The organism is Sulfitobacter sp. TBRI5, assembly GCF_051013555.1.
Lineage (GTDB): Bacteria > Pseudomonadota > Alphaproteobacteria > Rhodobacterales > Rhodobacteraceae > JL08.
In genome coordinates, this window is the sequence record NZ_CP112884.1 from 679,724 (window position 1) to 697,236 (window position 17,513).

Genomic DNA, 17,513 nt, shown 5'->3' on the forward strand with positions numbered 1-17,513 from the left:
GTCCGTCGTCATATAAAATGGGACATCAGAGCGGCTTGAGCATTGGAGGCTCTGGTTCGTTTGTGTGATTGATTATGCTGCCTGTTTCTGGTGTTGCAAGCGGCGTTGTTGGATTGTCAGTTTCTTGATCTTCTCCCTTTCTCGGATGATGGCTTTGTCGCGCCCGAAGTAGACGTCGGCGGGTGTGACGTTGTTCAGACTCTCATGGTATCGTTCGTTGTTGTAGTAATCGACGAAGGCCCCGATCTGGCGTTCGAGATCACCGGGCAGAAACGTGAGTTTTAGAGGTGTTGCTTGTGTATGCAGCTATTCGTTTCTCAATATCTTTTGCCGGGCTAGTCCGTTCTGTCGCGTTGGCCTTAGCCCATTTGCCACCAAGTGTTTCTGCTTCCGAGGGAACTGTGGCACGTTTCGGTGCATCTAGGGGACTAGAATGAATAAACGGTTGCTAGGAGTATCAAGCGCAGTTTTATTGGCTTTCGGTTACACATCGTCAAGCGCTCAAGAAGGCCCCACAGAGCCAGCGTATCTATACACGGCCGAAGTCACAAATGTTGTGGATGGTGATACGATTGACGTTGATATCGATTTGGGATTTTACATTATGCTCAAAAATCAGCGCATAAGGCTGGTTGGTATTGATGCTCCTGAAAAAAGGGGAGAGTCCCGTGTAGCCGGCAAGGCAGCTACTGTTTTTCTGCGCGATCTTATCGATGGTAAATCAATTATACTCAAAACAATAAAGGGTCGCGACGACGGTGACAGAAGTGACTCGTTCGGTCGTTGGCTGGGCGTTGTCCATTTAGATGGGATAGACATAAACCGAGCACTGATAGACGCTGGACACGCCGTTGAAGACATTCGGGACTAGACCTGCGCTTCAGCTTTCTTTCTGTTGGAAATCTTGTACGTGGTCGCTCTCTAACTATTCCTTTGCTATGCCACACCTAAACAGCTGAAAAGCTACCAGAAAAAATGCAATCCCCCATAATTTCTGGTATCAAAGCAGACCTTGGTGCGCTCCGCGTCGAATGACGGCCTTGAGCCCAATCTGTAAAATGCCGCAATATGTGCCAATGGCTGCTTTCACACACCAGCCAAAGTGAGCATTTGGAAGAGCTGGTTTGGGCCCTCGCCATTTTTCGCTGAATGCCCGGTGCTGATGAAAGAAGTTCATAACCAAAACTTCAAATTTCCAGTCATGAACGGCTGCTTAACGCGACGAACCGGTCATCAGAGAAAAACAGTCGAATGACTGCATCGAGCCCAATCCGGAAGCAATCTTGATTTTACGCTCGCAGATGTAGCAATGCGACCGGCTGAAAGCATCTGCGGCAATTCAGAGCGAAAAGCAGCCATTCGACCCGCCTCAGAATCCGGGCACGTCCTCCATTCCTGGCGGTTCAATGTATCTATTTGCCGAAGTCCGGGTCTGTGAGCGTTACGCCAGGCGGGTTGGGATGTTCCCTCAACGATTCATTGTACTCGGCCACGAAGCGGAGCCACTGTGCCACAACCCACGCGTTGTCGCCCGAAATCGAATATTCCTCTCGTGGGTCCATCTCGATGTTGAAGACATCAGGGCCGCCGTTCTTCTCGACCTGGACGCCCAGCAAACCCTCCTGAGAAGGGTTGCTAAAGGACCCTCTGTAGGCTTTGGGGTATATTCGAAAATGCCGCCAGCGCAGTGCGGCGACCTTGTTGTTCACATGGGTCAAGAGATGCTCGCGCTTCGACATGTACTGCTGACCAAGAAGAAACGCGCTTTGGTCGACGCCGTCATAGGGGCGATCGTCAGGCAGATCCGCACCGACAATGGAGGCGAGTGTGGGCAGAATGTCGTGGATCGCGACCATTTCGTTGGTCTTGCCGGGCTTGATCTTCTCAGGCCAACGGATCATACCTACGGTCCTGATTGATCCTTCCGTAGGATCACCCAACTCGCCCCGGAAAGGGCCATTGCTGCCTCCCTTGTCGGGCCAAGGGGCCGCATCCGGCGAGGCGCCGTTGTCGCTCATCCATAGAACGATGGTGTTGTCCTCGATCCCTGCATCCTCGATGGCCTGAAGCACCTGGCCCGTGCGGTGGTCGAGTTCCATCATCGCATCGCCGTAACGATGGGTTGATTTCCCCGTAAACTCTGGCGCGGTCAGGCTGGGATAATGCGTATGCGTCCAGCCAATATAGAGGAAGAATGGAGTCTCAGCGGCAGCCTGTCGGGCGATGTAGTTGACGGCGGCGTCTGCGATGTCGCTCTCGATCTGGCGTCGATACTCCAGCGTGTATTCCCGGACAGGTGTCAGATTACCCTGACCGTCCGATTCGTAGATGTGGGGCACCGCCTCGAGGATTGTCGCTTCATCGATCATCGCGCGCTCCATGTTGGGCCGGTAAAGCGTGCTTTCGGATGTCTCTATGACGCCGACTCTGTATTCATCAAACCCCTGCCGGGTGGGCCAGCTATGCTCCTCAAAGCCAAGATGCCACTTGCCGACGATCGCGGTCGAGTACCCCACCGACTTGAACATCTCGCCAAGCGTGAATTCCTCTTCCTGCAACGTGTTTGGCAAGCCCCCGAGTATGATCGTCCCAAGACCCGAACGCACGGAGTAGCGCCCCGTCATCAGGGCGGCTCTGGAAGGCGTGCAACCCGGTTCGACGAGAAACTGCGTCAACTGCAGGCCTTCAGCGGCCAGTTGGTCGAGCACTGGCGTCGGCATTCCGCGCATCGCCCCGCCGCCGTAGGCGCCGATGTCGCCATACCCGACATTGTCGGCCAGCATGAGAACAACATTGGGCTTCTCGGAAGCGCCCGAAGGAACAGCTCCGACGCCAATGGTCAGTGCAAGCGCGACGCTACCGCTGAGAAGCTTGATATTCATCTGTTTTCTCCTTTACCTGCTCGACGTGTGTCGGGTTTGCGGTGGCATCCCGCTGCCGAATTAGGTCATGTGATCTAAACAAATATTTAGGCCAATTGTTCTAACTCTGGCAAGCTCGTTTTGGCTTTCCCGGTGACTCTGGCAAGGTGAACGTGAAAAAAAGAAGAGGCGAAACAGCGTGCGAAAGCAGGAATCGACCACTCCCAAACGGGCATCGAAAGGCAGTTTGCAGGCAACGCCAGAGCGCATTTTGGACTGTGCGCGCGATGTCCTGATCCGACAGGGCTATGCAAAATTCACGACCCGTTCCGTGGCTGCGGCCGTCGGCATCTCGCCCGGAAACCTGGCGTACCACTTTCCAAGCAAGCAGAAGTTGCTGCAGGGTGTGGTCAATCGAATGGTGGCTGATTATTCGGGCCAGTTTGAAGCACTTCTGACAGAAGGGGAACTCCAGCCTGGCCAGGATGTTCGAAGCCTTGTTCGATGGTTGCTGACGGACACTGTCAGAGAGGAAACCGTCAGGGTATTCCGTGAATTGTGGGCCATATCTCTGCACGACGAAAGCACGCGCACGGCGATCGACAACATGTATGACGAACTCATGGCAGGCGTGACCGAACTTCTGAAACGTTCTTACCCGAACGTTGAAGTTCGGAAGTTGCAGGAGGTCGTTCAGCTCATCGCCTTCGCATCGGAAGGTAGTATAGCGTTGTACGGCACACGCTTCGACCGCGCTGTGTCACATGAACAGATGATCGACGTCATCACGCAACTCATCGATCTGTATGTGCCCGAACTTGGAGCCAACCGCAGCAAATAGATGAACAGAAGCCGTTTTCTGCTGATCGCTCAAGTCAAGCGCACAGGCGGGATGGACATTTGCCCTGTTTGAATGTCGGGACTGTCCGCATTTGAGGCATCAAGCTGCCGCGGGGCGAACGTCCGCTTTCGGGAAACCAAGCTGCGCTGCAGTGATGAGACCGCTGTCGGTTCGCGAGTTGGACGATCACCTATGCCGCGGACGCATCGGTCCGGTTCGTCCGCAAGGCGGTCATTAATACAGAGTGCAGCGAACGTCTGGTGCCGGTAAAAGCAGCCATTCGGAACAAAAGTTTCGAATTTTCAGTCGCTAACGGCGGCTTGACGCGACACAGCAGACACTCGCCAAAAAACTGTGAACTTCCGCTTTGAGCCCGGAGCAGTCGTTTGCTCGTTAGGCTCAAGCGCGTTCATGCCGACGCTGTAATCACTTCGGCCTTCGAACGGAGCCACTTGATAAATGTCAGCACTTCGCGACGTTGTCGCCCGGGCGATGTTTCGATGTGGTAGACCCCAAAGAGCGTTTCAGAAGCCAGTACGACTACGCGTCTGGCCGAGATATCCTCGGAAAAAAATGCGCGAGCGGTGTAGGTGATGCCATCGCCGCGTCGGACGGCGGGCATGATAAGATTACCCGGCATATGGTTAATCGCTAAAGGCCGCTTTGGGAAGATGCCATGAAAGGTGAACCATTCTGCCGCCTCGTTCGTCCCCAGCTCTTGCAGCCATGGCAGTTCCGCAAGGGATTTGTAGTCTGAAAGATCGCGCGCCTCGACCAGTGAGGGCGCACCGATGACAACCATGTCTGTCCGGAGTACTGCCTCAACATCCGATTTAGCGCGTCGAAGATCACGATACCTTATTGCGACGTCAATCCCACCGGGGTGGAGTTCAACGATCTGTGACGTCGGATTGAGCATCAGAGTGATTTCCGGATTCGCCCGCTGAAATTCACTGACCCTCGGCATGAACCACTCGACGGCAAAGGCAGGTGGCATCGTCACTTGCACCGGTCGGAGTGCAGCTTCTTCATTCATTCGCTCCACGCCGCGGCTGATAATATCGAAACCTGCATCCAAGTCCCGAGCCAATCGGACCCCTGAATGCGTCAGTTCAATGCTGCGGCCGACCCGGTCGACCAATACAATGCCCAACCGGCTTTCCAGCGCTTTGACCTGCTGGCTCACAGCGGCCTGCGTGACGTTCAGGTTTTCTGCGGCACCTGCATAGCTGCCTGCATCTGCAACGGCTGCGAAGGCGCGCAGGCTGTTCAACGACGGGAGTTTCGACCAGTCCATATAATAGTTTTTCTAAAGTTACGTTAATATTAATGAGTCGCATGAAGTCAAAAAATTAGCAACATTACCGTTATCGCGGCGGTCCGACTTGGAGGGTTGGAAGATGGAAAAGCTAAAAGGTGGATGCTATTGTCGCACCGTAAGATACGAGATTACCGGTCGGCCAGAATGGTCGGCGCATTGTCATTGCCGGTCCTGCCAGTTGGCGCTTGGCGGCGCGTTCGTGACTTGGGCAAAGGTGGCTGCGCGGAACTTCGAAGTCACCAGTGGCACCATCAAAACGATCGAGAAGACCCCCGGTGTGTGCCGAGGCTTTTGTGGTGATTGCGGGACCACGCTGACCTATGCCGCAGAGGGTGAGGTCGACGGTCAGGATTGGAGTTCTGACGCTTGGTTTGCCGCCGCCACCCTTGATGACCCATCGGTGGCTGAACCGAAGTCGCACGTCTTTGTCTCGCACCAGCAGCCGTGGATCAAGCTCGCTGACGGGTTGCCGACCTTCGAAAAGTTTTGATGCAATTAACCAAGAAAGGGAGGTCATGAGCGAAGCCTACACATACGCGTGCCGCGATTGCGAGGGCATGGAAACCTGCACCGGCGAAGTCACCGCTGGTTCAAAAGATGAAGTCTGGAAGCTGATGGAACTTCACGCCGTCATTGCACATAATGAAGACCCTAGTTCATGGGACGAGGAAACGCGTGCGTATCTGAGCACGTTAATTAGGGCCAAATGATAACGGACCTGGCTGGAGAGGCCTTTGTGGCGGGTGCGCTGGTTTTGCCAAGCCTGCCCGAAGATCACAGTCCCCCAATCAGGACCCCAAACTGTGGCACCAATTGATCTGACCTACGGTCTGTTGGATGAAAATGCGTGCTTTGGCGCGAAAGAAAGGCGGACTCCATGTTAGACCCGGCAGCAGCGCCGACTTAGTCAGCAGAGCGGAACTATGGCGGGATTTGACTGAGTGGTTGCTAGGAGCGGGGAGCGGACAAACTGGCAAAGTTATGATAGGGTTATATTTTAAGAGACTTCTCCGCCTGTAGGCTAGTGAGAAGGATGCAGGCTGAGGAGTCAGACCGATGCCAGAAATAACACGATACACCGGCGGCACGATTGACCTGAGTGCACTTCACATCAAAGAACTCAGGGATGGGCTGGAGGGCGAACTCTTATTGCCAGACGATCTCGGCTACGACCAGGCCCGCACCGTTTGGAACGCTGCGATTGATAAGCGCCCCGCACTCATTGCACGATGCGCGAATGCGGCAGATGTCGTCGAGATTGTTCGATTTGCTCGCCAACATGAAATTCTGATCTCGGTAAGGTGTGGGGGGCACAATATCGCGGGCAAATCGGTCGCCGAAAACGGTTTAATGATTGATCTGACACCCATTTGCCAAGTTCAGGTAGATCCCTTGAAGAAAACCGCTGCTGTTGGCGGGGGGGCGGCGCTCGGAGATCTCGACCGTGCAACTCAAAAATATGGTCTCGCGACTACGGCAGGTGTTGTGACGCATACAGGGGTTGGCGGCTTGACCCTTGGCGGCGGTGTTGGCCGGCTTGCCAGAAAGTTCGGTCTTGCTTGCGACAATCTGATCTCCGTTGATCTGGTGACGGCCGAAGGTGAGCAGGTAACAGCCAGCCTCGAGAACCACCCTGATCTGTTTTGGGCTTTGCGCGGTGGTGGTGGAAATTTCGGCATCGCGACATCGTTCAGGTTCCGCCTGCATGATATCGGAAATGAGGTTTTGTTCGCGACCGCCACGCATCGCCTCGACAAAGCCAAAGAGGCTCTCAGGTATTTCATGGAGTTTGCGACTTCAGCGCCAAGAGAAGTCACATCGCAGGCGGCTTTCGCGAAGATGGATGACGGAACTGCCGTAGTAAATCTGGGTTCCGTTCACATCGCTCCGCTAGACGCGGCCGAGGCCACCTTGGCGCCACTGATAAACTTCGGGTCACCGATCGCGACACGATTGGAGACCAGACCCTATGTCGACGTCCAGTCGGACGCCGACGTGCGGTTTCCTTATGGTCAGAGATATTATTGGAAAACTCATCTAATCGACAAACTACCGGAGGATGGCATCGATGCTTTAATCGCTAGCTACCAAGCCGTTCCCGATAACAGATCGATGATTATCCTGCAGCAGTTTGGTGGCGCGGTCCGGGATGTCCGGCCGCAGGACACTGCTTTTGCCAACAGGGATGCTGAGTTCGATTTTATTCCCGCGGCAATCTGGCACGAAGGCGAAGAGCCTGGACCATCGGTCGCCTGGGTGCGCGACACCTGGGAAGCCATGACGCCGTACTCCTGCGGCGTTTACATGAATGGGCTGGGTGACGGTGACGATGAGCGCCTCAGTGATGCCGTGGGCGCAAATGAGGCCCGTTTGCGTAGAGTCAAAGCCCGCTATGACCCAACCAATTTCTTCCGTTTGAATACTAACATTGTTCCAGCAGATTAGGATTCAACTCTCAAATCAAGCGGTAGTTGGTAGTGACTTCGAAGTCTTGCAAAGCAGTCTTTGAAATCGACTGCCTCGAACGACCACCGCGAACCCCACACGGACTGCGAAAACCTTGCTAGCGGGCTATGACAAATCCAAGTTTCTGGCGCTAAAAAAGTTCAGGTTGGCTGGAATGCGAATGCCTTTCTCCCCCTCAAAGTCTCGAAACTTAGATATTACGTAGCGGGTTATCTCGTCGATGTCTTGGGCGGTTCCGTTGTACTTTTTTAAAATTCTCGCGGCCGGACCGATGTTCGAAGCCAACGCAGCGACCCGATCAACTGGGCCAGGATGGGTTAAGTGCGCCCGGATCGTTTCGCCGATCACATTTTGAAACCCTGCGTCTTTTAAGATTCCTACGACACGATCTGCGTTCTGAAATCCAAGTGGCCCGGGTGCGTTGGGATCGGATTGATCCAACGACCCAAGTTGTTCGGTAGCCCCGTCTTTGGGCACCTCAAACCAAGGGTTCCCTTTGACCTTCGCCCAAGCAGCTAGAACCAAACGTCCATTTGGCCTCATTTGCTGTCGAATGTTACCGAAAGCTGATACCGGATCGGCAAAGAACATTGAGCCAAATCTTGAAATCACGAGATCGAAGGGCGCTCCCGGGATTTGGTCGGTTTGTGCGTCAGCCAAGTAGTATCGCGTCTCGGCGGTTGCCCCGTCAGACTGGCTCTGTGCATGCCGTAGTAACGGAGGCGAGATATCGACCGCGCAGATTTTTCCTCCCGGAATGACATGCGACGCAAAAGTCCTCGTCGTAGCGCCTGTTCCGCAGCCAATGTCCAGAACACTTTCACCCGGTTGCGGAGCCGACCATGCAATCAACGCCTCGTCGACGGCGCTAAACGCTAGATCGAGCTCGGTCTCAAATGCGATCCATTTTAATCCGCTCTCGGAGCTCCAATAGTCAGCTTGGGCCTGATTGTCTTGCATCCTGAGGCACCCGCCTCTCAATTTATAGCGTGTATCAGTAAAGTGAAATTTGACGGAAAACGCAACGGCGGCTTCGTCCCGCAACTGAGACATTGCGCCATGACGCGGCGAAGGTCCGGTGTTGATGGAAGCGGCCATTTGGCTGTTGGGCCGTCCGCTGGTCCAAAACCTAGCCCCTTCGTTGGATCTCCGGCGCTGACGGCAACGCGTCGGGCGCAGGCACCGCATGGCTCTCCAACCATTCCTTGATTGCGCCCCACCTATCGGCGTCGGTTGCCGCGTCGCGATGCTGGCCCAGTGCTTGCAGTAGGACACGTAAATCATGCGGTATTGTGGACGGCCATGGCATGCGTATGGTATAGTACAAAACATGAACAAGCATCAATGGGAACATTTGTAAGATCAGGTAAATCAGCAGATTTCGGGGTCGCTTTTCGGCCTGCCGATCCATCAAAAAAGAAAAGCGCAAGGACAGGTCACAATATGGGCAAGCTACAAACCAAGTCTGACAGCAAATTGGGCGTTAAGCTGACGGGCACCTTTGAAAAGGGGCAACACATCACCCTGAACCAAGACGCCGCATTGCAGAAGATTTTCGGAACACAGCATCCGGAGTTGGCAGAAGCGTTGATGACGCATTGTCTGAAGGTTTTAAAGTCGTCCGAAGCGAGTGATGAACATCCGGGCAATGACGAACGTTTTTTCATGCTCGGAGCCATCGCGGAACTCAAGCCCCGGGATGTCGTGGAACGCATGCTTGCCGTCCAGATGGCCGCGACCCATGTGGCCATGATACGATCCGGGCGGTGGCTGGCGAATGCGGATACTATGGACCAGGTTCAGGCGCACTACACTGGATACACCAAGCTGGCCCGCACCTATGCCATCCAGATGGAGGCGCTACGCAAGCACCGCAACGGCGGCAAGCAGACGGTCACAGTGCAGCACGTCAATGTCGCTGACGGCGGACAGGCCATTGTGGGCGATGTCAGCACCGGGGGGAGGGTTGATGGTGAAAAGTGACGGTAACCCCATGCAAAGGGCCCATTCATCTCCTAGATGCACCGCGAAATCAAAGCGCAGCGGCTTACCGTGCAAAAGTCCGGCGGTGCGAGGCTGGGCGGTCTGTCGGATGCACGGCGCTGGCGGTGGTCAATCTTCGGGTGCAGCGCATCCTAATTATCGGCATGGCATGCGAACGAAAGAGATGCAGGAATTGCGGCGGTTGGTTTCGCTTCTAAGCAAAAAAGTATGAGAGACTGGTTCAGGTCAGAACTTGTGGATTGAAGGCAACGCCAATGACCGCTTACTCCAATAGCCGACATTCGCTTCAATCTGCATGGAGGTCTGCTCTGCGGGAACCGGTGGTGACCCGTTGGTCCGTTCCCCCAAAGAGCTGTCCTGTTCGCTGAGAGAAAACTAAATATGCTTGAATGTTCGAGAAAATTTACCGATCGATTCTGTGTTAGTTTGACGTAACCGCCGAGTATGTGTTTGCATAGGCTGCCCCAGATATTTGAGCCTTTTGATTGGAATTATCGCGTGCGGCGACAGTTTCCTGTTGAACACATTGAGACATTTCGGTGGTTCCAGCTTCGAAACCATAATCCTTGCAAATTTTTGAGAAGTACTCGTACCGCATTTCAGGTGTCGTGCTATTGAACCAATATGGGCTTCCTACACGTCCAGTTGAACCATCTGGGTTGCTACAGGCTGCAGTCGATGAAATGGCAAATATAACGAGAATATGATTTGCTGAATAATTTGGCATTTTTTTATCCTTAGAATAACGACGCTCAAATTCAAATACTTAAAGCCGAAAGGCAACAATCCATCCTTTAACGTGAATCGGAAAGCCCGAGTGCAAGTCTTGCTGGAAAGAGGAGCCGACTGCTCAAACGTGGGTCAGGAACAACTCATCATTAAATAGTGCCCGGGACCGATAGACGCTGAGTATCGGCAGAGACTACAGCATTCCCGCAAATTCCGGCAAGGTCTATGTCTGAGTGGGGGACTCGCTGGGGGACAAGAAAACACTAAGCCTCAAAAAATAGTTATTAATCAAATATTTGAGGTGATATAGTGGCGGACCGAGGAGGATTCGAACCCCCGACCCCTTGATTCGTAGTCAAGTACTCTATCCAGCTGAGCTATCGGTCCACTGGGCGCGGTTTAGACATTGGCTGTGGCGAATGCAAGCCCCAAAACCGCGCGTTACACAGTGCCGTCACTTTTGGGCAGACAGATCGAGAAAACGGTGCCGTCCGGCCCTGTGCGGATCAGGTCCAGCGTTCCGCCATGGCCTTTGACAAGCTCGGCTGAAATCGCCAGCCCCAGACCAGACCCGCCCTTGCGCGCGCCGCCCTGAAAGGCCGTGAACAGGTGTTCCTTGGCTTTGGGCGGCAATCCGGGCCCGGTATCCGTGATGTCGATCCACCAGTGATCACTGTCTTCGCGCGCGGAAACGTTCACCTCGCCCGGCTGGCCAGCAGCCACAATCGCCTGCCGGGCATTGCGCACCAGATTGGACAGGATGCGATACAGTTGCTCAGGATCGGCGCGCACTTGCATCAGCGGCGGAATATCCTCGCTGAAACTCAGATCGTGATCGCCGATGGCCAGCCGTTCGCTGTCGATCACATCTGCGACGGTTTCGATCAGGGGCACCATGGTCAGGGTCGGGCCGGGTTCTTCCGCCTTGCCAAAGGCCAGCGTGCTTTCACACAGATGCACCGCGCGGGTGATCGACCCGACCAGTTTGGGTGCCAACCGCCGCACTGTCGGGTCCTGACTGCTTTCGATGCGGTCGGTGAACAATTGCGCACTGGTCAGGATGTTGCGCAGATCATGGCTGACCTTGGCGACGGCCCCACCCAGTTGCGCCAGTCGTTCTTTCTGTTTCAGGGCTTGCGTCAACTGGGTTTGCAGCGTCAAAAGTGCATCTTCGGCCTCGCGCAGTTCGGTGACACCGGCAGAGGGTTTGATGATCCGGCGCGCGTCTTCGGGCGCATCTGCATAGCGCTGCATATGGCCGATCACACCCTTGATCGGTTTCACCAGAATGGCGCGTACGGCCAGAAACAACAGCACGGCGGTAAAGATCGAAATCACCGCCGATAACAGCAGAATACGCAGACCGTAATCAATCATCGCCTCGCGCAGCGGCGCGGTGTCCATTGTCACTTCGATCTCAAGCCCGGCCTGGCGCACGGGGCTGCCGATGACGCGTATGACCTGCGGCGCGGGGTTGAAAAACCGCAGCATTGCATCGCGGATCAGCACCATCGCGCTGGCATCGCGGATGTCAAAGGTTGCATCAATCGGGTGCGGCAATGGCGATGACAGCACAAGCTGGCGTGCTTCGTCGCGCCGCAGCACGACGTTGAACACTTCGGCGTTGCGCAGCAATTCGGCTTCCAGTTCGGTTTCCAGCATGTCATCGGCCAGCAGCGCCAGCGATGCGATCTGCGCCCGTTCCAGCCGGTTGATCAGGTAATCCTCGCGGAAGCGTGCAACAGACGGCACGAAGATCAGGATTTCCGCCAGCATCACAAACAATGTTGTCAGGATCAGAAACCGACCCGAAAGGGAATTCAACATGCACCTACCATTCCTGTCACGGCAGCCATTTCTGCACCAGCCGCACCACTCTTTTAACGTTAGGATTATCAAAAAGTCTGGGGGAAAAGTAAGCCCCCGCAACACGTTTGTTCACTTCGGAAATCGTGGGATAGGGCGCAACCATGGCCGCGATCTGGCGCATTTTCATATCATTGGCCAGCGCCAGCGCCCAAAAGCTGATCAACTCGCCCGCCTGATAACCGACAATGCTGGCACCCACGGGGCGGCCCTTGACCACCATCAGCTTGATCAGGCCGTTGGTCTTGCGCTCCGCGATGGCGCGGTCGTTATGGGTGTATTCATGGCGCACCACTTCCAGCTTGTTGCCATGACGCGCGCGCGCCTGCTCTTCGTTCAATCCCACCTGCGCCAGTTCGGGATCAGTATAGGTGGCCCACGGAATATGCGCGGTTTTCGCCGTTGACGGCAGACCGAACAGAATGGAGCGGATCACCACGCTGGCGTGATACCCCGCGACATGGGTGAATTGCAGACCGCCCGCAATGTCACCGATGGCATAGACCTTCTTGTTGGTGGTGCGCAGGCTGTCATCCACCCTGATGCCCGTCCGCGTGGTTTCGATGCCTGCTACCTCCAGATCAAGACGGTCGGTATTGGCCTTGCGCCCGACCGCCATCAGCAGATGGCTGCCCTTGAACACGCGCCCGTCCTTGGCTTCGATCTCGATCGCGCCTTTGGTGCTGCGCACCTGTGCGGCCATCGCGTTTTCCGCAATCTCGACACCTTCGGCGCGCAGACTGTCCAGCACGACGGCAGCCAGTTCCGGATCATCCTTGCCCAGCGCCTTGTCGCCTTCGATCACCGTGACCTTGCTGCCCAGACGGATATGCGCCTGCGCCATTTCCATCCCGATCGGTCCGCCCCCGACAATCAACAGATGGTCGGGTTTTTCACGCAGATCGAACAGGGTTTCATTGGTTTCATAAGGCACATCCTCCAATCCGGGGATCGGCGGCACCAGCGGCGATGATCCGGTGGCAATCACGATCCGGCGGGCGCTGATCACAGTGTCACCGGCCTGCACTTCTGTCGGAGAGATGAAGCGCCCGAATTCACGGATCACATGCACGCCGAAACCTTCGAACCGCTCCTGGCTGTCGACAGGCGCGATTGTGGCGATCACATCGGCCACGTGATCCTTGGCGGCGGCATAATCGGCTTGTGGCACCACATCGGCCACTCCATATGCGCTGGCATGGGCCTGCCCGTATGCGGCCTTGCCGCTGGCGATCAGCGCCTTTGACGGTACGCAGCCGTAATTCAGGCAATCGCCGCCCATCTTGTGGCCTTCCAGCAGGACAACATCGGCCCCCATCTGGCTCGCACCAGCGGCAACAGACAACCCGCCCGATCCCGCGCCGATGACCAGAATATCGGTTTTGATCTGCTTCATAGCGGGCCACCGTTCTTTTTGCGCAACGCCTTGATCACCATCGGCATCGCGGCCAGCGCGCACAGCCCAAGGATCGGGCCAAGGATCATCGGCTCCCATAGCAGCGACAGGTCGGGGCTTTCGCCACGATCAAACACCTCGCCCAAGCCGACGCCGATCCAAGTGAACACCAGAGCGCCCGGGATGATGCCCAGCGCCGTTGTCCATACGAAGTTGCGGAAATTCACCCCCACCAGCGCCGGCAGCAGGTTGGCAACGAAAAACGGCACGGCAGGCACCAGTCGCAACAGGAACAGAACACTGATCTCATGTTCGCGCAGCCCGTCTTTCAGCGTTTTCAGCTTGCCGTCCGATGCCTCGATCTTTCGGGTCAGGGCGGCGCCCAATCCCCAGCGCGCCGCCAGAAAGATGGCGCTGGCCCCGACCGTTGCGGCAGCCACATTGAAGACCGTGCCAAAACCCAACCCGAAAAGGAACCCGCCGGTGACCGATGCCACTGCCGCGCCGGGCAGGGAAAAAGCAACGATCAAGACGTAAACGAGGATAAATAGCCCAGCCAACGCTGCAAAATGCGCATCACGGTACGCCAGCAGCGCCTCGCGGTTGGCACGTAGCGTCTCAAAACTCAGATAATCGCGTAAGGTAAACGCCCCGATCACCGCAACCGCCACAATGGTAATCAGCGGCAGGTGCCGCAGAAACGACGGTTTGTCGATCGGATCGGGTGTATCTGCCATATCAGTCATCACAGTGCCTTTGTTTCGCTGCGCTTACAATCTGCACCTTACATGACGCTGCGGGGCGCGCGGCGATAGGGCGATCACGCGCGCTTGATACCAGGTGACAGTTGGCGTGATGATTTCAGCGGTTCTTTCGGATATTGAAACAATTGGTGTGGGGCGCGAGCGGACTTTTGTTGCAAAAACCCGGCGAAATGGCGCGACAATGGTTTGACTTACCCTTTCCACCCCCTTAAAGGACGGGCTTCGAATACACATCCAGGGCCGAATCCGCGAGCCCGGAACCGAATATTGGAGACGGAGCGATGAAACGCACCTATCAACCTTCGAACCTGGTCCGCAAACGGCGTCACGGGTTTCGCGCTCGCATGGCAACCAAGTCGGGCCGCCAGATTTTGAACGCACGCCGCGCCCGTGGGCGCAAGTCGCTGAGCGCATAAAGCGCCCACCGACCGTTCAGGCATGACACCGCCGGAGGCCCCCGACGCAGGAACACCTGCAGCAGGGGATACGCCCCCGGCGGTTTCCGTTTGTCTGACAATTCTTTCCCAACGCAGCGATTTTCTGCGCGCCGCGCGGGCCAGACGGCAGGGCACGCCCGGCATGATGGTGCAGGCCCGCCGCCGCCAGCCCGACGAACCCCACAAGGGTATCCGCGTCGGGTTCACCTGTTCCAAGAAAGTCGGCAACGCTGTCGCGCGCAACCGTGCCAAACGGCGCCTGCGCGAAGTGGCGAGCGCGCTGCTGCCCGAACATGGCAAACCCGGCTGGGATTACGTGCTGATCGGGCGCCCCGATGTGACCGCGACCCGCGATTTCACCGATCTGAAATCCGATCTGGTCAATGCCCTAAACAAGATCCACAAGGATCGCGGCACATGACCCCGCTGGCACATATCGTCGCCCTGCCCGTGCGCGCCTACCGGCTGATCTTTTCCCCGTGGGTCGGGCACAACTGTCGCTATCAGCCCACCTGCAGTGCCTATGCGCTTGAGGCACTTGACCAGCACGGGGCGATCAAGGGCAGCTGGCTGGCGGCGCGCCGCATCGCACGCTGCCATCCCTGGGGCCGCGATGGCTATGATCCGGTCCCCGGGCGCAAGGAGCGCGACAGGCCCGGCAACTAGCCTCAATGCCCCGTATCCGGGACGGTCTGAACATCTGATCGCACCCTGCATAGTTTTTCTTTGGCAGGCTCTGTTGCGGTCCCAGAGCAGTACCTAATTACACTGCGGGCAGATCATCTGCCGCAGAGGATTTTCAATTGGATTACGCCTACGTCGTCGCCGGATTGGTCGGCCTGTTCTTTGGTGGCGAAGCGCTGGTCCGAGGCAGTGTCGGAATTGCCCGAAGCCTCTCTATCCCGCCACTGCTGATCGGGTTGACGATCGTCGGGTTCGGCACATCCACGCCAGAATTGCTGGTTTCTGTTGATGCTGCATGGCGCGGCGTCCCTGACATCGCGCTTGGTAATATTATCGGATCAAACATCGCCAATATTCTTCTGATCGTCGGGCTGACATCGCTTATCTGGCCAATCCGCGTTTCCGGGGCCACATTGCAACGGGACACATTTGTGATGACCGCGGCCACTCTGGTATTGGTCCCTGTCTTTTTATCCGGATATCTGGAACGGTTTACAGGGTTTGTGCTGGTGTCAGCGTTGCTGACGTATCTTACATGGGCATACCGCAATCCCGGTGTGAACATGCCGCAAACGCCAGAAACCTCCAGCCCAGCTTCGGTGCCTGTATCTTCGATGTGGGTTGTTGCCGGGCTGGCCTTGGTCATGCTGGGCGCGCGGTTTCTGGTAGACGGTTCCGTGTCAATCGCACGCGGTCTTGGCGTTTCAGAAGCGTTTATCGGCCTGACAATCGTGGCTGTCGGCACATCCCTGCCAGAACTGGCGACATCGGTCATTGCTGCGATCCGGCGTCAATCGGAAATCGCGATCGGCAATGTGATCGGATCAAACATCTTTAATGTTCTGGGCATACTGGGTGTGACCGCGCTGATCACACCCGTTCCGGTGGCGCACAGATTTCTGGTGTTTGATCTGCCCGTCATGGTGGCGCTGTCTCTGGTTCTGACCGGTCTGTTGCTGACACGCGCTGTTGTCGGGCGTTGGATCGGCGCGATGTTTCTGGCCGGATATGCGGGCTATATCTGGGCAGCCCAAGGGTAATCTGCTGCGGGTCCGGAACGTATGCGCCTGCGCCCGCCCCTAGCCCGGTTTTCGCAGCATCAGTTGGCTGTGGGTTCCGATCCGGGTTGTAATCTCGTTCCGGTCTACGTGGCCTTCGATGGTTTCAAAGGCATCGCGCATGAAGGTCTGATCGTAGAAATACCAGATGTGATCATCGTTGTTCAGATGATCAAACGCATCCTTGTGGGCGTTGTAATGTGCACCACAATCCACATTCACCGCCTTGGACGGGCGCACATCCGGCAACCCGATGCGCCCCGCGCGGGGAGACACACCGACGCGCTTGATGTTTGACAGCGACAACACGGAATCAAACGGATTGTGGTAATTGGTCAGCCGCACGCAATGGCGGTAAAGTGAGCTTGTCTTGGGGTTGTCACTGCCCATCGAGGATGCTGAGATATCACCCGAAATCAGCATGATCTGGCTGACCGACCAACTGGTGGCCGCAACGGCAGGCCGGTCATCGGCATCGTCGAACGCTTCGCGCAGGACATAGCTGCCCATCGAATGGGCCAGTATATGCAGGTTGATCTCGCAGTCCTGGGTCTGGCGGGCGGCAAATCCGGAAATCCCCGCATCCACCAACAGGCGGGCGCTGGTTTTTGCATCGCTGCGATCTTCCAAATAGTTCAGCGCCGAAGCCGCAGAAGGCCAGTCAAAGCTGACCACGCTGCCCTTGTACCCCTGATCGCCCAGCCCTTTCTTGATCAGCCTATGGCGTTGCAACATCGTGGCCGTAGGGGTGTTGAACCCGTGAATGTAGATGACAATATCGCCCTTGGGCTGGCCGGTGCGCGGGTTGACACCTGATCGCGCTTCGGCAAGGACGGCGTTTGCCCATTTGTCAGGCATGTTGCCACCGGCAGCCCCGATCCGTTGGTCTGGTCCGATATCGCCAGCGTTGTCGGGTACGGCCAGAAAATACGTGCTGCCCGGTTCATCATCAAACGCACCCTGACGCACACGGCGCGCGCTAAAAACATAATTCCATTGCTGATCCCCTTTGTGATCCGGCACCCCCGCCCTGATGGGTGAACTGTGCCCGATCCCGAAGGTGACGAAAAGTAAGGTATCACCTAC

At 56.2% G+C, this 17,513-nt stretch carries 18 protein-coding genes, 1 tRNA gene and 1 pseudogene; 10 read left to right on the forward strand and 10 right to left on the reverse strand.

What is annotated here, in order from left to right; all coding sequences use genetic code 11:
* Nucleotides 1–72 precede the first annotated feature (72 nt).
* Nucleotides 73–273, reverse strand: a pseudogene (locus OLX72_RS03435) (integrase core domain-containing protein); the annotation flags it as partial.
* A gap of 160 nt (nt 274–433) precedes the next feature.
* On the opposite strand from OLX72_RS03435, the gene OLX72_RS03440 reads away from it, so the two are divergent.
* Nucleotides 434–871, forward strand: a complete 438-nt coding sequence (locus OLX72_RS03440) for a thermonuclease family protein (RefSeq protein ID WP_433989831.1) — start codon at nt 434–436, stop codon at nt 869–871.
* A gap of 541 nt (nt 872–1,412) precedes the next feature.
* Here OLX72_RS03440 and OLX72_RS03445 read toward each other — a convergent pair.
* The gene (locus OLX72_RS03445; protein ID WP_433989832.1) at nt 1,413–2,882 is read right to left on the reverse strand and encodes an arylsulfatase; all 1,470 of its coding nucleotides are present in this window, start codon (nt 2,880–2,882) and stop codon (nt 1,413–1,415) included.
* A gap of 178 nt (nt 2,883–3,060) precedes the next feature.
* Here OLX72_RS03445 and OLX72_RS03450 point away from each other — a divergent pair, with 178 nt between their 5' ends.
* Nucleotides 3,061–3,702, forward strand: coding sequence for a TetR/AcrR family transcriptional regulator (locus tag OLX72_RS03450; RefSeq protein WP_114870827.1), 642 nt, complete (start codon nt 3,061–3,063; stop codon nt 3,700–3,702).
* Between the two features lie 409 nt (nt 3,703–4,111).
* Here OLX72_RS03450 and OLX72_RS03455 read toward each other — a convergent pair whose 3' ends face one another.
* A complete protein-coding gene (locus OLX72_RS03455) occupies nt 4,112–4,999 on the reverse strand; it encodes a LysR substrate-binding domain-containing protein (RefSeq protein ID WP_114871810.1) in 888 nt (295 codons plus the stop codon).
* A 103-nt stretch (nt 5,000–5,102) separates the two neighbouring features.
* Here OLX72_RS03455 and OLX72_RS03460 point away from each other — a divergent pair, with 103 nt between their 5' ends.
* From OLX72_RS03460 to OLX72_RS03470, 3 genes are all read left to right on the forward strand, one after another.
* Nucleotides 5,103–5,513: a GFA family protein gene (locus OLX72_RS03460; RefSeq protein WP_114871811.1), complete on the forward strand. Its 411-nt coding sequence runs from the start codon at nt 5,103–5,105 to the stop codon at nt 5,511–5,513.
* Nucleotides 5,514–5,538: 25 nt separating this feature from the next.
* Nucleotides 5,539–5,733, forward strand: coding sequence for a DUF1059 domain-containing protein (locus OLX72_RS03465; RefSeq protein WP_433989833.1), 195 nt, complete (start codon nt 5,539–5,541; stop codon nt 5,731–5,733).
* A 346-nt stretch (nt 5,734–6,079) separates the two neighbouring features.
* Nucleotides 6,080–7,468 (forward strand): FAD-binding oxidoreductase, encoded by a 1,389-nt coding sequence (locus OLX72_RS03470; RefSeq protein WP_433989834.1) that lies wholly within the window; start codon nt 6,080–6,082, stop codon nt 7,466–7,468.
* A 126-nt stretch (nt 7,469–7,594) separates the two neighbouring features.
* Here OLX72_RS03470 and OLX72_RS03475 read toward each other — a convergent pair whose 3' ends face one another.
* Entirely contained in the window at nt 7,595–8,587 is a 993-nt protein-coding gene (locus tag OLX72_RS03475; RefSeq protein WP_433989835.1) for a class I SAM-dependent methyltransferase, read from the reverse strand.
* Between the two features lie 345 nt (nt 8,588–8,932).
* Here OLX72_RS03475 and OLX72_RS03480 point away from each other — a divergent pair, with 345 nt between their 5' ends.
* Nucleotides 8,933–9,472: a hypothetical protein gene (locus OLX72_RS03480; RefSeq protein WP_433989836.1), complete on the forward strand. Its 540-nt coding sequence runs from the start codon at nt 8,933–8,935 to the stop codon at nt 9,470–9,472.
* Between the two features lie 442 nt (nt 9,473–9,914).
* Here the strand turns inward: OLX72_RS03480 and OLX72_RS03485 are convergent, their stop codons facing one another.
* The 5 genes from OLX72_RS03485 to OLX72_RS03505 form a co-directional block, all read right to left on the reverse strand.
* Nucleotides 9,915–10,220, reverse strand: a complete 306-nt coding sequence (locus tag OLX72_RS03485) for a hypothetical protein (RefSeq protein ID WP_433989837.1) — start codon at nt 10,218–10,220, stop codon at nt 9,915–9,917.
* Nucleotides 10,221–10,532: 312 nt separating this feature from the next.
* A tRNA-Arg gene (locus tag OLX72_RS03490) sits at nt 10,533–10,609 on the reverse strand.
* A 54-nt stretch (nt 10,610–10,663) separates the two neighbouring features.
* A complete protein-coding gene (locus OLX72_RS03495; protein WP_114868900.1) occupies nt 10,664–12,049 on the reverse strand; it encodes a sensor histidine kinase in 1,386 nt (461 codons plus the stop codon).
* 16 nt (nt 12,050–12,065) lie between these two features.
* A complete protein-coding gene (locus OLX72_RS03500) occupies nt 12,066–13,484 on the reverse strand; it encodes a dihydrolipoyl dehydrogenase family protein (protein ID WP_114868899.1) in 1,419 nt (472 codons plus the stop codon).
* Entirely contained in the window at nt 13,481–14,230 is a 750-nt protein-coding gene (locus tag OLX72_RS03505) for a TVP38/TMEM64 family protein (protein WP_114868898.1), read from the reverse strand. Before OLX72_RS03505 ends, OLX72_RS03500 begins: the two co-directional genes overlap by 4 nt.
* A 299-nt stretch (nt 14,231–14,529) precedes the next feature.
* Here OLX72_RS03505 and rpmH point away from each other — a divergent pair, with 299 nt between their 5' ends.
* From rpmH to OLX72_RS03525, 4 genes are all read left to right on the forward strand, one after another.
* Complete coding sequence (gene rpmH / locus OLX72_RS03510; RefSeq protein WP_114868897.1) at nt 14,530–14,664, forward strand: 50S ribosomal protein L34; 135 nt, start codon at nt 14,530–14,532, stop codon at nt 14,662–14,664.
* A 22-nt stretch (nt 14,665–14,686) separates the two neighbouring features.
* On the forward strand, nt 14,687–15,106 hold the full coding sequence (gene rnpA, locus OLX72_RS03515) for a ribonuclease P protein component (protein ID WP_114868896.1): 420 nt from the start codon (nt 14,687–14,689) through the stop codon (nt 15,104–15,106).
* Nucleotides 15,103–15,351 carry a membrane protein insertion efficiency factor YidD gene (gene yidD, locus OLX72_RS03520; protein ID WP_114868895.1) on the forward strand — a complete coding sequence of 83 codons (249 nt, stop codon included), beginning with the start codon at nt 15,103–15,105 and terminating at the stop codon, nt 15,349–15,351. Before rnpA ends, yidD begins: the two co-directional genes overlap by 4 nt.
* 137 nt (nt 15,352–15,488) lie before the next feature.
* Nucleotides 15,489–16,409, forward strand: coding sequence for a calcium/sodium antiporter (locus OLX72_RS03525; RefSeq protein ID WP_433989838.1), 921 nt, complete (start codon nt 15,489–15,491; stop codon nt 16,407–16,409).
* Nucleotides 16,410–16,448: 39 nt separating this feature from the next.
* Here the strand turns inward: OLX72_RS03525 and OLX72_RS03530 are convergent, their stop codons facing one another.
* Nucleotides 16,449–17,450, reverse strand: coding sequence for an alpha/beta hydrolase (locus OLX72_RS03530; RefSeq protein WP_433989839.1), 1,002 nt, complete (start codon nt 17,448–17,450; stop codon nt 16,449–16,451).
* Between the last annotated feature and the right edge of the window lie 63 nt (nt 17,451–17,513).

Bases quoted from the DNA above. Each gene is read 5' to 3' on its own strand.
- OLX72_RS03440 (WP_433989831.1), top strand. From the start codon at position 434: ATGAATAAACGGTTGCTAGGAGTATCAAGCGCAGTTTTATTGGCTTTC.
- OLX72_RS03445 (WP_433989832.1), bottom strand. From the start codon at position 2,882: ATGAATATCAAGCTTCTCAGCGGTAGCGTCGCGCTTGCACTGACCATT.
- OLX72_RS03455 (WP_114871810.1), bottom strand. From the start codon at position 4,999: ATGGACTGGTCGAAACTCCCGTCGTTGAACAGCCTGCGCGCCTTCGCA.
- OLX72_RS03460 (WP_114871811.1), top strand. From the start codon at position 5,103: ATGGAAAAGCTAAAAGGTGGATGCTATTGTCGCACCGTAAGATACGAG.
- OLX72_RS03465 (WP_433989833.1), top strand. From the start codon at position 5,539: ATGAGCGAAGCCTACACATACGCGTGCCGCGATTGCGAGGGCATGGAA.
- OLX72_RS03470 (WP_433989834.1), top strand. From the start codon at position 6,080: ATGCCAGAAATAACACGATACACCGGCGGCACGATTGACCTGAGTGCA.
- OLX72_RS03475 (WP_433989835.1), bottom strand. From the start codon at position 8,587: ATGGCCGCTTCCATCAACACCGGACCTTCGCCGCGTCATGGCGCAATG.
- OLX72_RS03480 (WP_433989836.1), top strand. From the start codon at position 8,933: ATGGGCAAGCTACAAACCAAGTCTGACAGCAAATTGGGCGTTAAGCTG.
- OLX72_RS03485 (WP_433989837.1), bottom strand. From the start codon at position 10,220: ATGCCAAATTATTCAGCAAATCATATTCTCGTTATATTTGCCATTTCA.
- OLX72_RS03495 (WP_114868900.1), bottom strand. From the start codon at position 12,049: ATGTTGAATTCCCTTTCGGGTCGGTTTCTGATCCTGACAACATTGTTT.
- OLX72_RS03500 (WP_114868899.1), bottom strand. From the start codon at position 13,484: ATGAAGCAGATCAAAACCGATATTCTGGTCATCGGCGCGGGATCGGGC.
- OLX72_RS03505 (WP_114868898.1), bottom strand. From the start codon at position 14,230: ATGACTGATATGGCAGATACACCCGATCCGATCGACAAACCGTCGTTT.
- rpmH (WP_114868897.1), top strand. From the start codon at position 14,530: ATGAAACGCACCTATCAACCTTCGAACCTGGTCCGCAAACGGCGTCAC.
- rnpA (WP_114868896.1), top strand. From the start codon at position 14,687: ATGACACCGCCGGAGGCCCCCGACGCAGGAACACCTGCAGCAGGGGAT.
- yidD (WP_114868895.1), top strand. From the start codon at position 15,103: ATGACCCCGCTGGCACATATCGTCGCCCTGCCCGTGCGCGCCTACCGG.